This is a genomic window from Nocardia pseudobrasiliensis NBRC 108224 (assembly GCF_001613105.1).
GTDB classification, from domain to species: Bacteria; Actinomycetota; Actinomycetes; order Mycobacteriales; family Mycobacteriaceae; genus Nocardia; species Nocardia pseudobrasiliensis.
On record NZ_BDBS01000012.1, the window covers coordinates 18608 to 38599 of the forward strand.

The 19992-nt window shown below is 67.1% G+C and carries 24 protein-coding genes; 14 read left to right on the plus strand and 10 right to left on the minus strand.

The window, feature by feature from the left end; genetic code table 11:
* Positions 1-139: 139 nt before the first annotated feature.
* The gene (locus NP4_RS12910) at positions 140-694 is read right to left on the minus strand and encodes an Lrp/AsnC family transcriptional regulator (protein WP_067997064.1); all 555 of its coding nucleotides are present in this window, start codon (positions 692-694) and stop codon (positions 140-142) included.
* A gap of 166 nt (positions 695-860) precedes the next feature.
* Here NP4_RS12910 and pdhA point away from each other — a divergent pair, with 166 nt between their 5' ends.
* The 3 genes from pdhA to NP4_RS12925 are packed head-to-tail and all read left to right on the plus strand — an operon-like array spanning position 861 to position 4348.
* Positions 861-1940 (plus strand): pyruvate dehydrogenase (acetyl-transferring) E1 component subunit alpha, encoded by a 1080-nt coding sequence (gene pdhA, locus NP4_RS12915; RefSeq protein WP_067997405.1) that lies wholly within the window; start codon positions 861-863, stop codon positions 1938-1940.
* Positions 1937-2920 carry an alpha-ketoacid dehydrogenase subunit beta gene (locus NP4_RS12920; protein WP_067997067.1) on the plus strand — a complete coding sequence of 328 codons (984 nt, stop codon included), beginning with the start codon at positions 1937-1939 and terminating at the stop codon, positions 2918-2920. Before pdhA ends, NP4_RS12920 begins: the two co-directional genes overlap by 4 nt.
* A 42-nt stretch (positions 2921-2962) precedes the next feature.
* Complete coding sequence (locus NP4_RS12925; RefSeq protein WP_067997407.1) at positions 2963-4348, plus strand: dihydrolipoamide acetyltransferase family protein; 1386 nt, start codon at positions 2963-2965, stop codon at positions 4346-4348.
* On the opposite strand, the gene NP4_RS12930 is transcribed toward NP4_RS12925, so the two are convergent.
* A complete protein-coding gene (locus NP4_RS12930) occupies positions 4345-4743 on the minus strand; it encodes an acyl-CoA thioesterase (RefSeq protein WP_067997409.1) in 399 nt (132 codons plus the stop codon). The genes NP4_RS12925 and NP4_RS12930 overlap by 4 nt on opposite strands.
* Positions 4744-4793: 50 nt before the next feature.
* The gene (locus NP4_RS12935; protein ID WP_067997070.1) at positions 4794-5786 is read right to left on the minus strand and encodes an AraC family transcriptional regulator; all 993 of its coding nucleotides are present in this window, start codon (positions 5784-5786) and stop codon (positions 4794-4796) included.
* Between the two features lie 202 nt (positions 5787-5988).
* Between NP4_RS12935 and NP4_RS42580 the strand changes: the two genes are divergently transcribed.
* The 4 genes from NP4_RS42580 (at position 5989) to NP4_RS12955 (ending at position 9312) form a co-directional block, all read left to right on the plus strand.
* Complete coding sequence (locus tag NP4_RS42580; RefSeq protein ID WP_245998229.1) at positions 5989-7539, plus strand: MFS transporter; 1551 nt, start codon at positions 5989-5991, stop codon at positions 7537-7539.
* 32 nt (positions 7540-7571) lie between these two features.
* Positions 7572-8147, plus strand: a complete 576-nt coding sequence (locus NP4_RS12945) for a TetR/AcrR family transcriptional regulator (protein WP_067997073.1) — start codon at positions 7572-7574, stop codon at positions 8145-8147.
* A 72-nt stretch (positions 8148-8219) separates the two neighbouring features.
* Positions 8220-9008, plus strand: a complete 789-nt coding sequence (locus NP4_RS12950) for an oxidoreductase (protein WP_067997076.1) — start codon at positions 8220-8222, stop codon at positions 9006-9008.
* A gap of 31 nt (positions 9009-9039) precedes the next feature.
* Entirely contained in the window at positions 9040-9312 is a 273-nt protein-coding gene (locus tag NP4_RS12955) for a hypothetical protein (RefSeq protein ID WP_062504663.1), read from the plus strand.
* Here the strand turns inward: NP4_RS12955 and NP4_RS12960 are convergent.
* Positions 9306-10742: an MFS transporter gene (locus NP4_RS12960; protein ID WP_114755750.1), complete on the minus strand. Its 1437-nt coding sequence runs from the start codon at positions 10740-10742 to the stop codon at positions 9306-9308. The genes NP4_RS12955 and NP4_RS12960 overlap by 7 nt on opposite strands.
* 60 nt (positions 10743-10802) lie before the next feature.
* On the opposite strand from NP4_RS12960, the gene NP4_RS12965 reads away from it, so the two are divergent.
* Positions 10803-11315 carry a MarR family winged helix-turn-helix transcriptional regulator gene (locus NP4_RS12965; protein WP_067997080.1) on the plus strand — a complete coding sequence of 171 codons (513 nt, stop codon included), beginning with the start codon at positions 10803-10805 and terminating at the stop codon, positions 11313-11315.
* A gap of 7 nt (positions 11316-11322) precedes the next feature.
* Here the strand turns inward: NP4_RS12965 and NP4_RS12970 are convergent, their stop codons facing one another.
* The gene (locus tag NP4_RS12970) at positions 11323-11640 is read right to left on the minus strand and encodes a hypothetical protein (protein WP_067997083.1); all 318 of its coding nucleotides are present in this window, start codon (positions 11638-11640) and stop codon (positions 11323-11325) included.
* Positions 11641-11823: 183 nt separating this feature from the next.
* On the opposite strand from NP4_RS12970, the gene NP4_RS12975 reads away from it, so the two are divergent.
* Positions 11824-12954: a lactonase family protein gene (locus NP4_RS12975; protein ID WP_211335901.1), complete on the plus strand. Its 1131-nt coding sequence runs from the start codon at positions 11824-11826 to the stop codon at positions 12952-12954.
* Between the two features lie 71 nt (positions 12955-13025).
* Here the strand turns inward: NP4_RS12975 and NP4_RS12980 are convergent, their stop codons facing one another.
* The 3 genes from NP4_RS12980 to NP4_RS12990 are packed head-to-tail and all read right to left on the minus strand — an operon-like array spanning position 13026 to position 15882.
* Positions 13026-14435, minus strand: coding sequence for an NAD(P)(+) transhydrogenase (Re/Si-specific) subunit beta (locus NP4_RS12980; protein ID WP_062504672.1), 1410 nt, complete (start codon positions 14433-14435; stop codon positions 13026-13028).
* A 2-nt stretch (positions 14436-14437) separates the two neighbouring features.
* On the minus strand, positions 14438-14761 hold the full coding sequence (locus tag NP4_RS12985; RefSeq protein ID WP_067997086.1) for an NAD(P) transhydrogenase subunit alpha part 2: 324 nt from the start codon (positions 14759-14761) through the stop codon (positions 14438-14440).
* Complete coding sequence (locus NP4_RS12990) at positions 14761-15882, minus strand: Re/Si-specific NAD(P)(+) transhydrogenase subunit alpha (protein WP_067997088.1); 1122 nt, start codon at positions 15880-15882, stop codon at positions 14761-14763. The genes NP4_RS12985 and NP4_RS12990 overlap by 1 nt, the downstream gene beginning before the upstream one ends.
* 157 nt (positions 15883-16039) lie before the next feature.
* Between NP4_RS12990 and NP4_RS12995 the strand changes: the two genes are divergently transcribed.
* The 3 genes from NP4_RS12995 to NP4_RS13005 are packed head-to-tail and all read left to right on the plus strand — an operon-like array spanning position 16040 to position 17958.
* On the plus strand, positions 16040-16483 hold the full coding sequence (locus NP4_RS12995) for an HIT family protein (protein WP_114755766.1): 444 nt from the start codon (positions 16040-16042) through the stop codon (positions 16481-16483).
* Positions 16480-17301 carry a maleylpyruvate isomerase family mycothiol-dependent enzyme gene (locus tag NP4_RS13000; RefSeq protein ID WP_067997092.1) on the plus strand — a complete coding sequence of 274 codons (822 nt, stop codon included), beginning with the start codon at positions 16480-16482 and terminating at the stop codon, positions 17299-17301. Before NP4_RS12995 ends, NP4_RS13000 begins: the two co-directional genes overlap by 4 nt.
* Before the next feature lie 6 nt (positions 17302-17307).
* Positions 17308-17958 (plus strand): Type 1 glutamine amidotransferase-like domain-containing protein, encoded by a 651-nt coding sequence (locus tag NP4_RS13005; protein ID WP_067997095.1) that lies wholly within the window; start codon positions 17308-17310, stop codon positions 17956-17958.
* Here NP4_RS13005 and NP4_RS13010 read toward each other — a convergent pair.
* Positions 17945-18277, minus strand: coding sequence for a winged helix-turn-helix transcriptional regulator (locus NP4_RS13010; protein WP_067997097.1), 333 nt, complete (start codon positions 18275-18277; stop codon positions 17945-17947). The genes NP4_RS13005 and NP4_RS13010 overlap by 14 nt on opposite strands.
* Positions 18278-18349: 72 nt before the next feature.
* Between NP4_RS13010 and NP4_RS13015 the strand changes: the two genes are divergently transcribed.
* Together NP4_RS13015 and NP4_RS13020 are read left to right on the plus strand one after the other, a co-directional pair.
* Positions 18350-18676, plus strand: a complete 327-nt coding sequence (locus tag NP4_RS13015) for a YciI family protein (RefSeq protein WP_067997099.1) — start codon at positions 18350-18352, stop codon at positions 18674-18676.
* A gap of 3 nt (positions 18677-18679) precedes the next feature.
* The gene (locus NP4_RS13020; RefSeq protein WP_067997101.1) at positions 18680-19318 is read left to right on the plus strand and encodes a cysteine hydrolase family protein; all 639 of its coding nucleotides are present in this window, start codon (positions 18680-18682) and stop codon (positions 19316-19318) included.
* A 48-nt stretch (positions 19319-19366) separates the two neighbouring features.
* On the opposite strand, the gene NP4_RS13025 is transcribed toward NP4_RS13020, so the two are convergent.
* Complete coding sequence (locus tag NP4_RS13025) at positions 19367-19954, minus strand: TetR/AcrR family transcriptional regulator (RefSeq protein ID WP_067997103.1); 588 nt, start codon at positions 19952-19954, stop codon at positions 19367-19369.
* Positions 19955-19992 lie beyond the last annotated feature (38 nt).

The following is a 19992-nucleotide window of genomic DNA, read 5'->3' on the forward strand; positions in this document are numbered from 1 at the left end:
GCCAATCGCCCGAAACTGGACTGAATTCTCCCGGCGAAAAGCATGCCGGGAACATTCAAAGGGCCGCATGCCGGGAACATTCAAAGGGCCGCATGCCGGGAACATTCAAAGGGCCGCATGCCGTGACCGAGTGGCTGGATCAGCGCGGACGTGACGGGGGAAGTCCGGCGGGTCGCGGTGTGCGCGCGGCATCGGAACGACCGTTGATCCCCGATAGTCGGCGTAGTAGCGGAGCCGTTCGCGGACCGACGAGCTGGCGCATCACCAGCGCCATATTGGTGCGCTCGACTCCCGGGATCTTCAGGATCTGCCCGGCGATCCGATACAGATCGTCGGCGTCGCGGGCGACCACCCGCACGGTCAGGTCGGTCGATCCGGTCATACCGCAGACCTCGGTGACCTCCGGAACCTCGGCCAGCTCGTCGACCACCGAATCCAGCTTGTGCTGATCGACCACGACCGCGACGAAGGCGGCCAGCGGATAGCCCAGTGCCCGGGGATCTACCCGCCGCTCGAAGCTGGCCAGCACCCCGCCCGCCTCCCAGCGCGCCAGCCGGGCCTGCACGGTATTGCGCGAAAGCCCCAGCCGAGTGGCCAATTCCACCCCGGTGGCCCGGGGATTGGCGACCAGTTCGAGCAACAACCGCGCATCCGTCGCATCGACCGCGGCACCGACAGGTTCTGGGCTGGACATACAACGCAGTATGACAGCCGTCACGGTGGGCGCAACGAGCATTATGCCCAGTTCCGGTGTTTCGACTTGCGCAAGACGCACAACCGTGGATCCTGTGAGTTACAGCACACTATCGCGTCGCGAGCCCGGAGACCCCGGCACCGCGATGAACCAGGAGGCGATGGTTATGACCGACAGAGCCACCTACCCGGTGCAGTTGGTCCAGCCCGACGGTCGGCGCGTACTCGATCGCGAACACGCGGCGTCGGTATCCGATGTGGGACCGGAACAACTGCGGCAACTCTACGAAGATATGGTGGTCGCCCGCCGGATCGATACCGAGGCAACCGCCCTGCAACGACAGGGACAACTGGGCCTGTGGCCCCCACTGCTGGGCCAGGAGGCCGCGCAGATCGGTTCCGCCCACGCCCTGCGTCCCGACGACTACGTATTCTGCAGCTACCGCGAGGCCGCGGTCGCCTACGCCCGCGGCGTCGACCTCGCCACCATCACCCGACTCTGGCGCGGCGCGTCCCATTCCTGTTGGGACCCGGCCGATATCAATATGACCAATCCCGCGATCGTGGTCGGAGCCCAGGGTCTGCACGCCACCGGTTACGCCTACGCCGCGCATCTGGAAGGCGCCGAGATCGCGGTGCTCACCTACTTCGGCGACGGCGCGACCAGCCAGGGCGATATCGCCGAGGCGCTGGGTTTCGCCGCCTCGTGGAGCGCCCCTGTGGTGTTCTTCTGCCAGAACAACCAGTGGGCGATCAGCGAACCGGTCCGGGTGCAGAGCCAGACCCCGCTCGTGCGCCGCGCCTACGGCTACGGCATTCCCGGCGTACAGGTCGACGGCAACGACGCCCTGGGCGTGCTGGCCGTGACCCGCGAGGCGGTGGCCCGCGCCCGCAGCGGCGAGGGCCCGTCGTTCGTCGAGGCCATCACCTACCGCATGGGCCCGCACACCACCGCCGACGATCCGACCCGCTACCGCGCGTCGGCCGAACTGGAACTATGGCAGCGCCGCGATCCGATCGAACGTATGCGCCGCTTACTGGAGCGAGAAGACTTGTGGGACAACGACTTCGAGCGGCGAGTCCGCACCCGCTCCGACGAGGTCGGCGCGGCCGTACGCACCGCGACAATAGAGATGCCCGACCCGGACCCCATGGATCTGTTCGACCACGTCTACACCGCACCGCACCCCCTGGTAGAGGAGGAACGCCGGAATTACGCGGCCTACCTGGAGGGAGCCCGGTCATGACCACCATCACCTTCGCCAACGCGATCAATACGGGACTGCGGCGCGCCCTCGAGGACGATCCGAAGGTCGTGCTCATGGGCGAGGACATCGGCCGCCTCGGCGGCGTCTTCCGCGTCACCGACGCCCTGCAGAAGGATTTCGGCAACAATCGGGTCATCGATACGCCCCTGGCCGAATCCGGCATCGTCGGAACGGCTTTCGGCATGGCCCTGCGGGGATTTCGACCGGTGTGCGAGATCCAGTTCGACGGTTTCGTGTACCCGGCCTTCGACCAGATCGTCTCCCAGGTCGCCAAGATCCACTACCGCACGCGCGGAAAGGTGAAGGCGCCCATCACGATTCGCATACCGTTCGGCGGCGGCATCGGTTCGGTGGAACACCACTCCGAATCGCCGGAAGCCTATTTCGCGCATACCGCGGGTTTGCGGGTGGTCTCGCCGAGCACCCCGGCCGAGGCCTATCTCATGATCCGCCAGGCGATTTCGTGCGACGATCCGGTGATCTTCTTCGAGCCGAAGCGCCGTTATTGGGACAAGGCCGAGGTGGATTTCGTCGCACTCGACGATGATCCGTTCCCGCTCGACCGCGCCCGCATCGTGCGCCCGGGCACCGATGCGACGGTCGTGGCCTACGGCGGCGTGGTCCGCACCGCGCTCGCCGCGGCCGAGATCGCCGCCAGCGAGGGCCGCGATCTCGAGGTCATCGACCTGCGCAGCCTGTCGCCGATCGACTTCGACACCGTCGAGGAGTCGGTGCGCCGCACCGGCCGTCTGATCGTGACCCACGAGGCGCCGGTCTTCGCCGGACTGGGCGCGGAGATCGCCGCCCGCATCAGTGAACGCTGCTTCTACCAGCTCGAGGCGCCGGTCCTGCGGGTCGGCGGCTTCGACATCCCCTATCCCCCGGCTAAGCTCGAACGGCACCACCTGCCCGACCCCGACCGCATCCTCGACGCGGTCGACCGAACGCTCGCCGCCTGATCCGCTCGTTCAGACAGACTCGTTCAGACAGAGGTGCCCCTGTTGGAAGACTCGGTTGATTCGAATCAGGACCCGAAGCACACGCTCGAATTCCGCCTGCCCGATCTCGGTGAGGGTCTGACCGAGGCCGATCTGGTCTCGTGGTCGGTGGCCGTGGGCGACGAGGTGGAGCTGAACCAGACCATCGCGGAGGTGGAGACCGCCAAGGCACAGGTCGCGCTACCCTGTCCGTTCGCCGGTCGCGTGGTGGAACTACTCGCCGAGCCCGGCGACACCGTACCGGTCGGCGCGCCGCTGATCCGGGTGCAGGCCGACGCGTCCGCCGCCGCACCCGCGCAGCGACAGTCGGTGCTCGTCGGCTACGGACCCGGCGAGGAGTCGAGTTCCCGGCGCAATCGCTTATCGACCAAAACCGTTGGCAACAATCGCGATTCGGCCGTAATGCATCCGGATCCGCAGGGCTACCCCGAAATTCCGGGCCGCCCGCCCGCGACCCCGGCCGCGCGCAAACTCGCCCGCGAACTCGGTATCGATATCGCCTTCGTGGCCGGATCGGGTCCGGCCGGGGCCGTCACCGTCGAGGATGTGCGCCACTCGGTCCCGGTCTCCCAGCCGCCCAACCGCATTCGTCCCGAGGACGAGCCGGAGGACGCGCCGCGTCCCGCCGTCGCGCGGCCGGTGCCGATGATGCGCCCCGACACCGGCCTCATCCATCCCACCCCGACCACACGCGAAACCCGCACGCCCGTCAGTGGAGTGCGCAAGCGCAGTGCCGCCGCCATGGTCGCGAGCGCCCGCACCATTCCGCAGGCCAGCGCGTTCGTCACCACCGATTTCACCGCCTCGATGGAACTGCTCGACCATCTGCGGGCCACCGAATCCTTTGCCGGACTGTCGCTCACGCCGCTGGCATTGGTGGCCAAGGCGACCCTCGCCGCGATGGCGGAATTTCCCGGGATCAATACCTTCTGGGACGAGGACAACAAGGAGATCGTCACCAAGCACTACGTGAATCTGGGCATCGCGGTGGCCACCGAGCGGGGGCTGCTGGTGCCGAATATCAAGGAGGCGCAGTCGCTGAGCCTGCGCGAGCTGTGCCGGGAGATCGGCTGGCTGGCCGATGTCGCCCGCTCCGGAACGGCCACTCCCGCGGATCTGCGCGGGGGTACGTTCACCATCAGCAACGTGGGCGTATTCGGCGTGGACATGGGTGTGCCGCTGGTGAATCCGGGCGAGGCCGCGATCATGTGCCTGGGCTCGATCCGCAAGCGCCCGTGGGTCTATCGCGACGAGCTGGCGGTGCGCTGGGTCACCGAATTGGGCCTGAGCTTCGACCATCGCATGATCGATGGCGAACTGGCGGCGCGGTTCCTGGCGACGGTGTCGTCGCTGCTGGAGGATCCGCTCACGCTACTGGGGCGGGTCTAGTCCTCCGCCACCACGAGCCCCTCGGCCGCGTTGCGAATGACGGCCGGGATCTCCACGGGCTTGCGGGTCACATCGTCGACGTAGACGTGCACGAACGTTCCGGTCGCCGCCAGCTCCAGCACATCGCCGTCCTCGCGGAAGATCGCCAGGTCGTAGGTGATGCTGGAGCGGCCGAGACGGGCGATGCGCAGACCCACCCGTAACTGGTCGGGAAAGCTCAGCGAACCCATGAACGTGCAGGAGGTCTGGGCCACGACGCCGATCGCGGGCAGTTCGCGGATATCGGTGCCGGTGGCATCGATCAGCCACGCGTTCACCGCGGTGTCGAAGTAGCTGTAGTACGTCACATTGTTGACGTGCCCGTAGTGATCGTTGTCAGCCCATCGGGTCGGCATGGGCCAGAGCACCGGGTATTCATGCTGCGTGGTCACCGAGCCGAGATTAGTCACGCGGTCTGCCGGTGTTCGCGGGGGCTTATTCCGTAGTGGCGTTTGAAGGCGGTGCTGAGGGCGAACGCGCTGCCGTAGCCGACTCGGCGGGCGATGGATTCGACCGTCGCGTCGGAATCCTGCAGCAGGTCCGCGGCCAGGGCCAGACGCCAATCGGTGAGGAATCCCATGGGCGGTTCGCCGACCAGATCGGTGAAGCGGCGGGCCAGCGCGGCCCGGGACGCGCCCACCTCGGCCGCCAGCGTGGCCACCGTCCACGGATGCGCCGGATTGTTCTGCAGCAGTCGTAAGGCCTTGCCCACCAACGGGTCCGAATAGGCGTGGTACCACGCGGGCGCGTCGCCGCGCGCGAACCAGGCCCGCAGGACCGCGATCAGCAGCAGATCGAGCAGCCGGTCCAGCATCGCGCCCTGCGCCGGACGCTCGCGGCCGCTCTCCTCGACCAGCAGCTCGAGGACGGCTGAATCCAGTTCCTCGCGGCGCAGCACGATGATCGGCGGCAGCGCGCGCAGCAGGCGGCGGCTGGCGGCGCTCTCCTGCTCGTAGCTGCCGGTGACGAGCATGGTCGCGGCGTCCGGATTGGGACCCCAGCCGCGCACACCCAGACTCCACGTCTCGCAGAGCCGTTCGCCCTCGGGTGTGGTGGTGATCTGGCCGGGATTGATGAATACCTGTGGCTCGGTGGACGGATCGTCGGCGACGGTGTAGTGATCGGGTCCGCGGAAGATGGCCACATCGCCCTCGTGCAGCGGGCGCGGCGCGGCGGTTCCGGTGCCGGGGAAACCGACCCGGCACAGATCCTCGATATCGCCGCGTCCGGCGCCGGAGTGGGGATGCGGGATGATCCAGCCGCTGCCGCGAACCACCGCCACGACCGTCAGCGGGGCCTCGTCCTGGACCCGCAGCGACCACGGCGGATCGAGCAGGGAACGCATCACGAAGGCACCGCGCGCTCGCGGCCCCTCCAGCAGGCTTTCGAGCGGATCCACCCCCTGACCTTCGCAGATGCCCCGAATCTTCTCAACCCAAAAATTCGGGGGCCGGAATTTGTCGGTATCCGGGCATAGAATCGATATCGAAAACGGTTGGAACAACACAGATTCGGAACTCGATCCGGCCACGCCGACGATGCCGCGGCCGACGGGGGGAAACGAGGGGTTGCCGGTTCTCGCGGCCGGTACCGTCGAACCAATGGCTGCTTCGACGCTTGCTCCTCCGATCCGAATCGCACGGGCCGCGGTATTCGCGGTGTTCGGTCTCACCGGGTTTCTGGGCGCCATGTGGGTGGTCCACATTCCCGCGGTGACCGAGCGTACGGGGGTATCCAACGCCACCCTGGGCATGTTGATCCTGCTGATGGCGATAAGCGCCATCGTCGGCATGCAGGCCGCGGGGCCACTGGCCGATCGCTTCGGCAGTCGAGCCCTGGTCGCCGCGGCGGCAGGGTGGCTCTCGCTCGCCGTCATCGGCCCCGGCGTGGCCACCGGCTCCGTGTCGCTGGCCGTCGCCTTGGCGCTGTTCGGCTTCGGCAATGGCGCGCTCGACGTGTCCATGAACGTCCAAGCCGTCCACGTCGAGCGGGAGTACCCCCGTCCCATCATGGGCGCCTTCCACGCCCTGTTCTCCTGCGGCGGTCTCCTCGGCTCGCTGGCCGGCGCGGCCGCCCTGCACAGCGGCTGGGACCTACGCCTGACCCTCGCGATCGCGGGCATCATCGGCATCCTCACCCTCGCCGTGTGGGTCCCGAAAATGCTGCCCCCCAACGCCCCCCATTCGAACGACCGCACCCCGGCCTTCCCACCCACCCCCGCCGACGGCCCGGCCCTCTCGGCTCCGGCCACCGCGCGAAAAAACGCCGCCCACAAGGCTTCGACCCAACAGGCCGCCCATACCCCCTCAGCCGCAAGCACTTCCACCCACCCAAAGGACCATCCGCAGGCCACAAACCGAAACCTCCCCGCACACAAGCCCCCAGCCCACGGCGCACCCCAAGCCCAAGACTCGCCCGCGCCCAACGGCAAGGTCGAGCACAACCTTCCAACGGACGCGGCCACCAGAACAGCCCCCGACGGCGATTCGGCCGCGCCGAACGGCAAAGCCACCCAACACCTTCCCACCACCGCAACACCACCCGCCAACGACACCGCCCAAAACGACGAATCGCCCGCGCCGAACGGCAAGGCCGGGCGGAGGTCCGTCCAGCGCAAGGTGATTGCGTTGGCGGCCATTTCCTTTGCGTTTCTCATGACCGAGGGGGTGGCCAATGACTGGAGTGCGTTGCAGGTGCGGGAGCATCTGGGGGCCAGTGAGGCTACGGCCGCGTTGGCGTTCGCGGCGTTTTCCACGACCATGACCATCGGGCGGTTCGCGGCCGATCGGGTGAGTGGGCGGTTCGGGCCGGTTGTGGTGGTGCGGTGGGGTGCGTTGCTCGCGGCGGCGGGTCTGGCGTTGATCATCGGGTCGGCATGGGTTCCGCTGACGCTGGCGGGTTGGGCACTCATGGGGATCGGGCTGGCGGGTGGGGTTCCGCAGATCTTCACCGCGGCCGGCAATCTCGGGACCGAGACGGCCGCCACCGATATGTCCCGGGTGTTCGGGCTGGGCTATCTCGGTTTCCTGGCCGGCCCCTCCGTGATCGGCTGGCTGTCCAAACCCACCTCGCTCACCGTCGCGCTGATCTTCCCGCTGGCGCTGGTTCTGATGTGCGCGTGGTTCGCTCGCATCGTCCGATCCGATTCTTGACCTAGAGGTCGAGAATCGGATATCGTCGAAATGTGGGCAGGCCGCAGAACTTCGACACCGACTCCGTCGTGGAGATGGCCATGGAGACGTTCTGGACCCACGGCTACGCCAATACCTCTCCCGCCCGTCTGGCCGAATGTACCGGCATCGGAAAAGGCAGCCTGTACAACACCTTCGGCAGCAAACGCGAGCTGTTCGAGCGCGCCCTCGCCCGCTACGACCAACTCGGAGCCGCACACGCCGAAGACATCCTGTCCCGCCCCGGCTCCACCCGCGACCGCATCGGCGCGCTGTTGCGCTTCCTGGTCGACATGGACCTGGCCGGACCGGAACGTCGCGGCTGCCTGGCCGCCAACACCGCAATGGAGCTCGCCGGACGAGATCCGGAGATGACCGCGATCATCCGTCGCATCAACGAACGCATGATCGGCGTCCTGACCAACCGCATCGAACAGGGCCTGCGCGACGGGGACGTTCGCGCCGATCTGCGGGCCCGCCCGACCGCGGAGTTCTTCCAGAACACGATCGGGGGCCTGCGCATGATGGCCAAAACCTATGACGCACCCACCCTGTACCGCGTCATCGACGCCGCGCTGACCACCCTCTGATCGATCCGACCGCCTCCGGGCGGTCTTCTCATACCCTAATTTTTGACCCCCAGTTCAAGAAAGGCACGCCCCATGGATCTCGACCTCATCGGCAAAACCGCCCTCGTCACCGGCGCCAGCCGCGGCATCGGCCTGGCCGTCGCCCAGGCGCTGACCGAGGAGGGCGTACGCGTCGTCGGCGCGGCCCGCACCGTCGGCCCCGAACTCGAAAAGGCTTCCGTCGCGGCGATTTCGGCCGACCTGAGCACCGCCGAAGGCGCCCGGACGGTCGTCGAGGCGGCGCTGGCCGAACTGGGCGGCCTCGACATCCTGGTCAACAATGTCGGCGGCGGCGACGCGGATGCCCTGGATCTGGGCGGCTTCCTCGACATCGACGACGATCAGATCCGAAAGATGTTCGACCTCAACTTCTTCAGCGCCGTCACCACCACCCGCGCGGCCCTGCCCAGCCTGCTCGAACGCCGCGGGGCGGTCGTGAACATCTCCTCCATCAACGCCCGCTGGCCCGGCACCGGCCCGATCGGCTACAGCCAGGCCAAGGCCGCACTCAGCAGCTTCGGCAAACATCTCAGCGACGAATTCGGTCCTCGCGGCGTTCGGATCAACACCGTATCCCCGGGTGTCGTCGGCAGTCCGCTGTGGCGCGGCGCGACGGGTTTCGGCGCCAAAGTCGCGGCGCAGCAGGGTCTTTCACTGGAGGATCTGCTGCGAGTGATCCCGGAGCAGTTCGGCATCACCTCCGGGCGCATCACCGAACCCGAGGAGGTCGCCGCGCTGGTCACCTTCCTGGTGTCGGAGAGGGCGGGCAATATCATCGGCGCCGAGCACATCATCGACGGCGGCTCGATCAAAACGATCTGAGGTCCACCGGCGCGCCCGCTACAGTGCGGGCATGTTCGAGAACAAACGGCTGGAGCGGCGCATGGATCGCCTCGAGCGCAAACTCGATGCGATCATGCGCCACCTGAACATTTCCGAAAACCCCGCGACACAACCCATCCCGGCCGTCCAGGACGTCGACTACGGCATGGCCGAGGTCGACGACCTGCTGGCCCGCGGTAACAAGATCGGGGCCATCAAACAGTTTCGCCGACTGCATCCGGAGGTCTCGCTCAAACAGGCGAAGGATGCCGTCGAGGCCAGGGACCAGCGGCGCTACTACTGAACGTGCTTGTGCCGCAACCCGTTCCCCAACGCGACCGCGGCCGCGCCGAACGCGCCGATCGTCAGGATCGTGAAGCTCAGCACGTAGCCGTGCAGCGAGGGCGCCCCGGTATTGCCGATGGTGTAGGCCGAGAGCACCGAGGCCGTGATCGCACCGGCGATACTGCCGCCCGCGGTACGCACCAGTGAGTTGATACCACTGGCGATCCCGCTCTCGCTCATCGGCACGTGCTGCACGGCCAGGGTGCCCAATGCGGCGTAGCCGATGCCGAATCCCGTGCCCTGCAGGATATTCGCGATGATCATGTCGTAGCCGTGCTCGTTGAACAGCGCCAGCCATCCGGTCGCGCCCCCGGCGAACAGCGCGCCGATGGCCAGCGTCTTGGCCGCTCCGATCCGCCCGACCATCCGGCCGGTGCGGAAGGAGAAGAAGGTCATCAGCACCGAACTTGGGATGCCGTACAGACCCACCGCCAGCACCGAACCCGACAGCCCGTAACCCACCTTGTCGGCCGGAGTCTGCACGAAATTCGAGATCAGCGTGAACGATCCGAACATCGCGAATCCAAGCAGCGCCGAGGCCACATTGGCCGACAGCGAGCGCGGCCCCACCAGCAGCGGCAACCGCACCAGCGGCTGAGCGACCTTCAACTCGACCAGCACCCACACCGCGGCCAACGTCACCGCCGCGACGAACAGACCGATCACACTGCCCGAACCCCAGCCCCAGCGCGGCCCCTCGCTGATGCCCAGCAGCAGGCAGACCAGTAGCCCCGCAAGCAGAATCGCGCCGAGATAGTCGGGCTTACCGCCGTGCCGCACGCCGATGTCCTTGGCGCTCACGGCGACCAGGACCGTCGCGACCACCGCGCACGCGGCGGTCATCCAGAACACCGGATGCGGATCGGTGGTGTTGTCGGCGATCACGCCGGTCACCAGCATGCCGACCGTGCCGCCGACGCCCATGGTCCCGCTGACCACGCCGATCGCCGTGGTGAGCCGATCGCGCGGGAAGGTGTCGCGAATGATGCCGATCGCCAGCGGGATCATGGCCGAGGAGGTGCCCTGCAACGCCCGCCCGACGATGTACACGCCGAGCGAGGTGGCCAGCGCGCACACCACCGAACCGGCGATCAGCAGACCCATGCACAGCATGACCATGCGCTTCTTGCCGTACATATCACCGAAGCGCGAAAGTAGCGGTGTCGCAACGGCTCCGGTGAGCAGCGCCGCGGTGAACAACCACGTCACCCCGGCCACATCGGTGTGCAACCGCACCAGCAGCCGGGGCAGCAGCGGAATCACGACCGTCTGCTGCAGGGATACGACCAGGCCCGCCGCACTCAGCGCGAGCAGGGTCGTACCCAGATGTTTCTGCGCAGGGGTCGCGATGGCAGTGCCATCGGCCCGCCCGGCAACGGTCGAAGTCATGCTGTTGTCCCTCATCTGTTACTTAACTAACGTAAGTAAGGTAACCCGTACAATAACGGCATGCCGCCCTCGGAAGCCACTTCCACGCCCGATATCGACACCGATACCGGGCCGATCGTGGAATTGGAGCGCTCGATCACGCGCATCGCGCACCTGCTCACGCGGGCGCGCCGGCACGGCCGAACCATCACCGCGGCCGGGGTCAATGTCGACCGCGCGAATGTGCCCCTGCTGCGGCTGCTCGCCGATTCACCCGAACCCCTGCGCCTGGGCGAATTGGCCACCCTGCTCGACGTCGAGGCGCCGCATGTGACCCGGCAGGTGCAGCGGCTCGAGCGTACGGGCATGGTCGCCCGGGTATCGGATCCCGACGATCGCCGGGCGCAGCGGGTCCGACTGACCCCTGTCGGTTATCAGACGGTCGACGCCATCTGTACGGTCATCCGGCAATCCATCCGGGATGCGCTGTCGGACTGGACGCCCGAGGATCTGCGCCTGCTGGCCGCGCTGAACAATCGCATGGTGGACGACTTCGAGACCACCCGCGAATTGCGGCCGGACCGGACACAGTAGTCCGCGCTCAGCGCGTTTCGGTGACGGTCATCCGGATATCCGGCCACGGCGGGCGGCGCAGCACCGCCAGTGTGGCGAAAACCGCGGCCAAGAGCCCGGTCAGCACGCCGATGAACGCGATCCGCCCCGAATCGGATGCCTCTGTCCAGGTGACCTTTTCGCCGTGTACGACGAAGATGCCCAGTGGCCGCATCCCCGGGCGCAAGAAGCCGCTCGGCCCCGCGACCGTGATGACCGTCGCGCCGTCGGCCGTCTCGTGCGGAGCGCCGTAGACAACCGAATCACCGGGCCGCGCGGGAGGCTCGAACCGTTCACGAAGCGTCACGCACGAAAGCCTATACGCCCGGGCGTGTCCGCCGCGATCGTTTCCCGCCCGATGCGAGTGTGGGATCGGGACAACCAGTCGGCTTCGATTGCGCGATTCGCAATATAAATTGCACCTATTGCGCAATTGGTGTGATGTAGGTCATTCTGGCGCGAGCGTGCATTCGGGCGGAAGGAGATACCGGTGGCCACCGGCAAACTGGATCGACGGCATTTTCTCGCGGCGGTGGGATCCGTTGCGGGAGTGGGGATTGCCGCCTCGTCGGGCCTGACCGCACCGGCCCGCGCGGCCGCCGGTGATCGCGCCTATCTCGGCTGTTACAGCTCCGACGGGGCGAGCGGGCACGGAATCGCCATCGCCACAGCGGATTCCGCGGGCAGACTCACCGTCGACGGGATGATCGACGTCACCGATCCGTCGTTCCTGGCGTTGTCTCCCGACGGCAGCCGCCTGTACGCGGTGAACGAGGGTTCGGGGCCCGGCATGGTCACCGCGGTCGATCCGCATACCGCCCAGGTGCTGAATTCCGTTGCGGTACGGGGCAATGGCCCCACCCACCTGTGCGTCGCGCCGGACGGGCGTGCGGTGCTCACCGCGAATTACGGATCGGGCAGTGTGAGCGTGGTGTCGGTGACCGAGGACGGTCGCCTCGGCGCGGTGACCGATGTCGCCCGGCACACCGGCTCGGGCCCGGATCCGGAACGGCAGGAGGGTCCACACGCGCATCAGGTGCTGTTCGACCCCTCGGGTCACTGGGTGCTGGTGGTCGATCTGGGCGTCGACGCGGTCTACGTCTATCAGCTCGCCGACGGCGGGCTGAAAGAGCACGCCCGCGTCGCCATGGCGCCGGGCAGCGGGCCGCGGCATCTGCGCTTCCATCCCGATGGGCAGCGAGCGTATGTGGCCAATGAACTGAATTCCACTGTCACGGTATGCCGTTGGCGCGCCGATACGGGAGAACTCGTCGCGGGGCAGAGCGTCGCGGCCGATACGCGGGGCGGCGATCCGCGCAACTATCCGTCCGAGCCGGTGGTCTCCCCCGACGGCCGCCTGCTGTATCTGGCCAATCGCGGCCACGACAATATCGCGACCTTCGCCGTCATGAGCGACAGCCTGGTCCCGTTGACCACCACCCCGTGCGGCGGCGTGTTCCCGCGTGATCTCACCCTCGACCCGAGCGGGCGCAGGCTGTACGCGTCCAATCAGAAGTCGAATTCGGTGACGTGGCTCGGACTGGATCCGATCACCGGAATACCGCAGGGAGTGGCCGGATCGCTCGAGACGGGTTCGCCTACCACCGTGCTGTTCGCATGACCTCGGCCCCGGCGAAAAGCGTGCCGGGGCCGAGATTATGGGCAGGTAACCGGGGCCGAGATGGCACACCCCTAGAGGGCTTTGAGTTCCTCCGTGACCGCGCCGACCGACTTCTTCGCATCGCCGAACAGCATGCTGGTGTGGTCGGCGTAGAACAGCGGATTGTCGATACCGGCGAAGCCCGAGTTCATCGAGCGTTTCAGCACGATCACCGAGCGCGCCTGGTCGACATTGAGCACCGGCATGCCGTAGATCGGGCTCGAGGAGTCCTCGCGGGCGGCCGGGTTGGTGACATCGTTCGCGCCGATGACCAGGGCCACGTCGGTGCGGGCGAATTCGCCGTTGATATCGTCCATTTCCTTGAGCGCGTCGTAGGGTACCTCGGCCTCGGCCAGCAGCACGTTCATATGACCGGGCATCCGACCCGCGACCGGATGGATGGCGTATTTGACCTCCACGCCCTTGGCCTCGAGCAGCGAGGCCATCTCCTTGACCGCGTGCTGGGCCTGGGCGACGGCCATACCGTAGCCGGGCACCACGATGACCTGATTGGCATAGGCCATCTGGATCGCGGCATCCGCGGCCGAGGTGGCCTTGGCCTGCTTCTGCTCGCCGTCGCTGGACGCGATCGCGCCGCCGCCACCGAAACCACCCGCGACGATGGCCGGAATGGACCGGTTCATCGCCTTGGCCATGAGGTTGGTCAGGATGGTGCCGGACGCGCCGACGATCATGCCCGCGACGATCATCGCGGTGTTGTTGAGCGCCAAACCGGCTGCGGCGGCGGACAATCCGGTGAGGGCATTGAGCAGCGAGATGACCACCGGCATATCGGCGCCGCCGATCGGCAGCACGACCATCAGGCCGAGCACCGCCGCCAACACCAGCACCAGCACCATCCACCAGGTCGGCACGCCGTCCTTCGCCGCACCCAGACCGATCACCACGGCCGCGGCGATCGCGCCGACGAACAGCAGAATGTTCAACGGCTGCTGCGCTTTTCCGATACCGATCGGACGACCGGGCAGGATCTCCTGCAACTTGCCGAAGGCGATCAGCGAGCCCCAGAACGAGATCGAGCCGATGATCGCCGCGAACAGCGAGGCGATCACGATATGCACGCTGGGCTGCTCCGGAATCCGCGAAAACCCCTGGGTGTTCAGGAATTCCGACAGCGAGATCAAGGCGACGGTGCCGCCGCCGACGCCGTTGAACGCGGCCACCAGCTGCGGCATGGCGGTCATCTTGGTGAACCGCGCGGGCGGAACGCCCAGGGCCACACCGACGACCAGACCCGCGATGATGATGATCCAGTTGGTGGTGTCGCGGATGGAGATGAAGGTCGCGACCACCGCGAGGCCCATGCCGACCGCGGCGATCCAGTTGCCGCGCACGGCCGTCTTCGGACCGGTCAGGCCCATCAGACCGTAGATGAACAGCGCGAAGGCGATGATGTAGAGAACGTTGACGAGATTGTCCATGGCTACTTACCCGCCTTCCCGGACTCCACAGCGCCGGGCTTCTTGCCCTTGAACATGCCCAGCATCCGGTCGGTCACCACGAAACCACCGATGACATTGAGGGTTCCGAAGACGACCGCGACGAACAGGATGATCTGGGTGGCCACCGAGGGATGCTCGATGCGCCCGAGCACCACCAGCGCGCCCAGCACCACGATGCCGTGAATGGCGTTGGTACCGGACATCAGTGGCGTGTGCAGGGTGTTGGGGACCTTGGAGATGACGGCGAAGCCGACGAACCCGGAAAGCACCAGGATCGCGATATTCGCCAGCAGTTCGGTGTACATCAGCTCTCCTCCACCGTGCGGGTCACGCAGGAATCGGCCAGCACCTGGTCGCCGAAGTCGGGCTCGAGCTTGCCGTCGGTCAGCATCAGTTCCAGCAGTGCCGCAATGTTTTTCGAGTACAGCTCGCTGGCGTGCTCGGGCATGGTCGCGGGCAGGTTCAGGGGCGAGGCGATCGTGACGTCGTGTTCGACGACGATCTTGCCGGGTTCGGTCAGCTCGCAGTTGCCGCCGGTCTCACCGGCCAGGTCGACGATCACGCTACCCGGCCGCATCCCCTCCACGGCGGCGGCGGTGACCAGCCGCGGCGCGGGCCGCCCGGGCACCAGCGCGGTGGTGATCACCACGTCGAAGCCCTTGATGGCGTCCTCCAAAGCCTGTTGCTGCTTTGCCTTTTCGTCGTCGGTGAGCTCGCGCGCGTAACCACCCTCACCGGCGGCGTCGATACCCAGATCGAGCCACTGCGCACCCACCGAACGCACCTGATCGGCCACCTCGGGCCGCACGTCGTAGCCGGTGGTGCGTGCGCCCAGACGCTTGGCGGTGGCCAGCGCCTGCAGACCCGCCACGCCGACGCCGAGCACCAGCACGGTCGCGGGCTTCACCGTGCCCGCGGCGGTGGTCAGCATGGGGAAGAAACGGGTGGACTCCGACGCGGCCAGCAGAACGGCCTTGTAACCCGCCACATTCGCCTGCGAGGACAAAGCGTCCATCACCTGCGCGCGCGAGATGCGCGGAATCGCTTCCACCGCAAAGGCTTGTACGCCCGCCGTCTTCAACGCGCCGATCTTGTTGTCGGCATTGCGCGGGGCGAGGAATCCGATGAGGGTCTGACCGGCCGACAGCTTGGCCACCTCGGCGTCGTTGGGCGGGGCCACCTTGACCACCACCTCGGCCGACCACGGATCGCCGATCGTGGCGCCGGCCTCGGTATAGGCCTCGTCGGGAATCAGCGCCCCCGCACCGGCCCCGGCCTCCACGATCACCTGCACACCCTGGCGGGTCAGGCTCGGGATGATCTTGGGCACCAACGCGACGCGTCGCTCGTCGGTGTTGGTTTCCCGTACGACTCCGACACGCGTCCCGCGCGGCGCGTCCGCGTCTGCGCTTTGCGTTGTCTCCACTGGTCTACTTCCTTACTCGAGCGGCGATCGAGAAACTTACTGTCTAGTAGGTTCGTGAGAATACCTGGTCGGCGGTGAGCCTAGCGGAGATCAACATCACAGGGGCCGGTGAAATTCCTCTCCCGTACCGGTTCCGTACGCCGTAATGTTCTGCGACGTGAGTGGCTGCATCTTCTGCCGCATCGTCGCGGGCACGGCGCCGTCGACCCGGGTCTACGAGGACGACACGCTGTGCGCGTTCCTCGACATCCGGCCGATCACCCGGGGTCACACCCTGGTCATCCCCAAACGGCACGCCACCGATCTCGACGATCTGGATCCGGAACTGGGCGCGCGGATCTTCACCCTCGGCCACCGGCTCGCCAAGGCCGTGCGGCGCGGCGAGCTGGCCGCCGACGGGGCGAATCTGGTGCTCAACGACGGTAAGGCGGCCTTCCAGACCGTGCATCACGTCCATCTGCACGTAGTACCCCGCCGGCACGGCGATCGACTCACCTTCGCCAAGGGATTCCTGCTGCGCAGACCGCACGACACCGAGACCACGGCCGCGGCCATCCGCGCCGGGCTGGATCGGCTCGAGACGGAGGAGAACCGCCCATGACCGACACCCTCGATCGCGCCGAACTCACCGCTGCCCTGTCCGAGCAGTGGGAGGCCCTGGCCCGGTTGGTCGGCGAATTGGACGAGAACCGTTGGCGCACACCGTCCCCACTGCCCGGCTGGACGGTATTCGACGTGCTCGCCCATGTCATCGGCACCGAATCCGTGCTGCTCGGCGAATCGCTGCCGTCGGTGGACGCCGATGTGCAGGCTTTCGACCATGTCCGCAATCCGACGGGCGCGTTCAACGAGACCTGGCTCGAGGCGCTGCGGCCGCTGTCCGGAGCGCAACTGCTGCAACGCTTTTTCGAGATCACCGACCGACGTCGCAAGGCGCTGGCCGAGATCGACGACGACGCGTGGCGGGCCGATATCCAGTCACCGATCGGATTGGTGAGCTACGGCCGATTCATGCGGGTGCGGTTGTTCGACTGCTGGATGCACGAGCTGGACATCGCCGACGCGCTCGGGGTGCGGATCGAGGAGGGCGGCCGCCGCGCGGAACTGGCGATCGACGAGATCGAACCATTCCTCGGGCGGACGCTGGTCAAACGCGGTAAGGCCCCGGACGGCTCGCAGATCACCGTCGAGCTGACCGGTCCGGTGGTGCGGGCCGATCATGTGCGGGTGGACGGGCGCGCCGAACTCGTTGCGGCCCTGGACGGTCCGGCCGATGCGGTGCTCCGGCTGGATTCGGGCCTGTTCGCCCGGCTGTGCGGCGGGCGAACCACGGCGGGCGAACACATCGGGGAGATCGAGCTGTCCGGCGATCGGGAGCTGGCGCGGCGGCTGGCCGACCATCTCGCCTTCACGATCTGAGCCGGGGTGCGACTGTTCCTGTCCAGCTACCGGTTCGGGGCGCATCAGGAGCGCTTCGGCGCGCTGGTCGGCGAGCCCGGGCCGGTCGCGGTGATCCCGAACGCCTGCGACGCCTGGCCCGCGGCCTGGCGCGGCGCGGTCACCAGCGATGTGACTCCGCTGCGGCGCGCGGGCTTTCGACCCGAGGTGCTCGATCTGCGCGAATTCGTGGGCCGCACAGCGCGATTGGAGCGAGAGCTGCGCCGGTTTCCACTGGTCTGGGTGCGCGGCGGGAACACCTTCGTCCTGCGGGCCCAGTTCGCCCGCAGCGGAGCCGATCTCGTCCTGCCCGCGCTGCTTGCGGAGGATGCGCTGGCCTACGCCGGTTACAGCGCGGGCGCGTGCGTCCTCGCGCCGGATCTGCACGGTATCGAGGCGGTCGACGATCCGGCGGAGGTCGAACCCGCCTGCGGAGTCGAACCGCGCTGGGACGGACTGGGTTTGGTCGATCATCGTATCGTCCCGCATGTGGACTCTCCGGACACCGATCCGGACGGCGGGTGCACCCGGCTCGCGCAACGCCTGCGCGCCGAGGGGGTGGCGCACTGGGCGCTGACCGACGACGACGCTGTTGTCGTCGATGGCGAGCGCACCGAGCTACTGCTCAGCCGACCGTGATACCCGTTCGCTCGCAGCGTTTCTCGCCCCATTCGTAGAGGGCGGTGAGCACCGGGATCAGGCTGCGTCCCTCCTCGGTGAGGTCGTATTCGACCTGCGGCGGCACGGTATCGAAGACGGTGCGCCCGACGAGTCCGTCGGCCTCGAGTTCCCGCAACTGCTGGACCAGCATCTTCTCGCTGGTGGTCGGCATGGCCCGGCGCAGTTCGCCGTAGCGGCGCACACCCTCCTTCAGATGGGCGAGGATCACCGTTTTCCATTTGCCGCCGATGAGATCGACGGTCACCTCCACCGGGCAGTAGTAACGCTTCGCCGACACGCGCCTCGCCTCCGGTACTCACCAAAAAGTGCGTTCTTGTAACACTGTAATCATCCGATTTCGATGGGACGCATGAAAGTCATCACCTTCGATCGCTTCAAGCCCGGCGTCACCCTCGAGACCATCACCCCGTATCTGCCCGAGGAGGTCGCCAATGTCTGGCGGCTGTGGAAGGCCGGGATCGTGCGGGAGAACTACGCCCGCGCCGACGAGCCGGGTGTGGTCATCGTCTTCGAGGTCGACAGCGTCGAGGAGGCCCGGCGCTATGTGGCGGATTTTCCGTTGACCAAGAAGGGTTTTCTGGAGTGGACCTACGTGCCGGTGACGGCGCCGCTGCCGCTCGAGGCGCTGATGGATCCCTCGGTCGATGTGGCCGAGCCCTACGACCGGACCGCGTGAAATATGCGGCACGCCTTCGGATTGAGCATTCCGCAGTCGGTCCCCGACGCCTGTGATCCGGCGCGGATGGCGGTGCTGATCTATGACATGCAGGTCGGCATCGTCGGACAGATATCCGACGGCGACAAGATCGTCGAGTCCTGCGTGCGGATACGAGAGGCCGCGCGGAACAATGGTTTCCGGGTGTTCTATACCCGCCACATGAGTCTGCCCGTGGCGTCCGCGGGGGTGTCCCAGCTGCGCACGGCCATGCTGTGGCAGCGCGTGGACGATCCCGCCGAGGTGCGTTCCAGCTTTCCGCAGGGTTCGCCGCAGTACGAGCTCGTACCCGAACTCGCCCCGGGACCCGATGAGGTGGTGTTCGACAAGATCACCATGTCGGCGTTCGCGGCGACACCGCTCGATATCGCGTTGCGCGACTGCGGAATCGACGCCTTCGCGGTGGCCGGGATCGCGATGGAGGTCGGCATCGAGCCGACCGTGCGGCATGCCACCGATCTGGGCTATCTGCCGATCGTGGTGAGCGACGCGTGCGGCGCCGGACATGCCGAGGCGGCCGAACGTTCGCACGCGGCACTGGCTTTCGCGGGCGGTTCACTGGCCACCGACGCGGCCACCCTGATCGATCTGATGGGCCGGTAGGCAACTGCGCGAGGGAGGCGGGCGTCATTCGACGCGCCGCCTCCCTCCTCATTCGGGATCGGCCGGCGCCAGCATCCGGTGCGCCGCGTCCTTGACCCACCCGCGCATCGACTCCGGATCGAACCGCTCGTCGAACAGGAATCGGCTCACCTGCGGCACCGCCCGCGGGTAGTTGACCAGGCTGAGCGTCAGCAGCAGCAGCGCCGCGGGGGGCATATCGTCGCGCATCAATCCGCGCCGCTGCGCATCGCCGACCTTGGCCTGCTTCTCCGCGTAGCGGCCGGTTCGGGCCTCGCCGCTGGACGCGCCGTCCGCACCGAGTTCGAGCGCCTCCCACAGCATCAGGCGCAGGAATTCCGGATGGTCCCGGTGATAGTCGATGTGCTGGTCGATCCACCGGTCGAGATCGTCGATATCGGTGATCACGGCCGAGGCGGCGTCGACCATGGCCCGCTCGAGTACCTGATGGAACAGCTGCTCCTTATCGCCGAAGTAGGCGTAGATCAGCTGCTTGTTGGCCTGGGCATTGCGCGCGATGCGGTCGACGCGGGCTCCGGCGATCCCGTAGGCGGCGAACTCCTGGGTGGCCGCCTCGAATATGCGGGCCTTGGTCGCCTCGGGATCTCTGGGAGCCATGGCACCGATAGTAACCAACTAATTGGTTGACAAGGAGC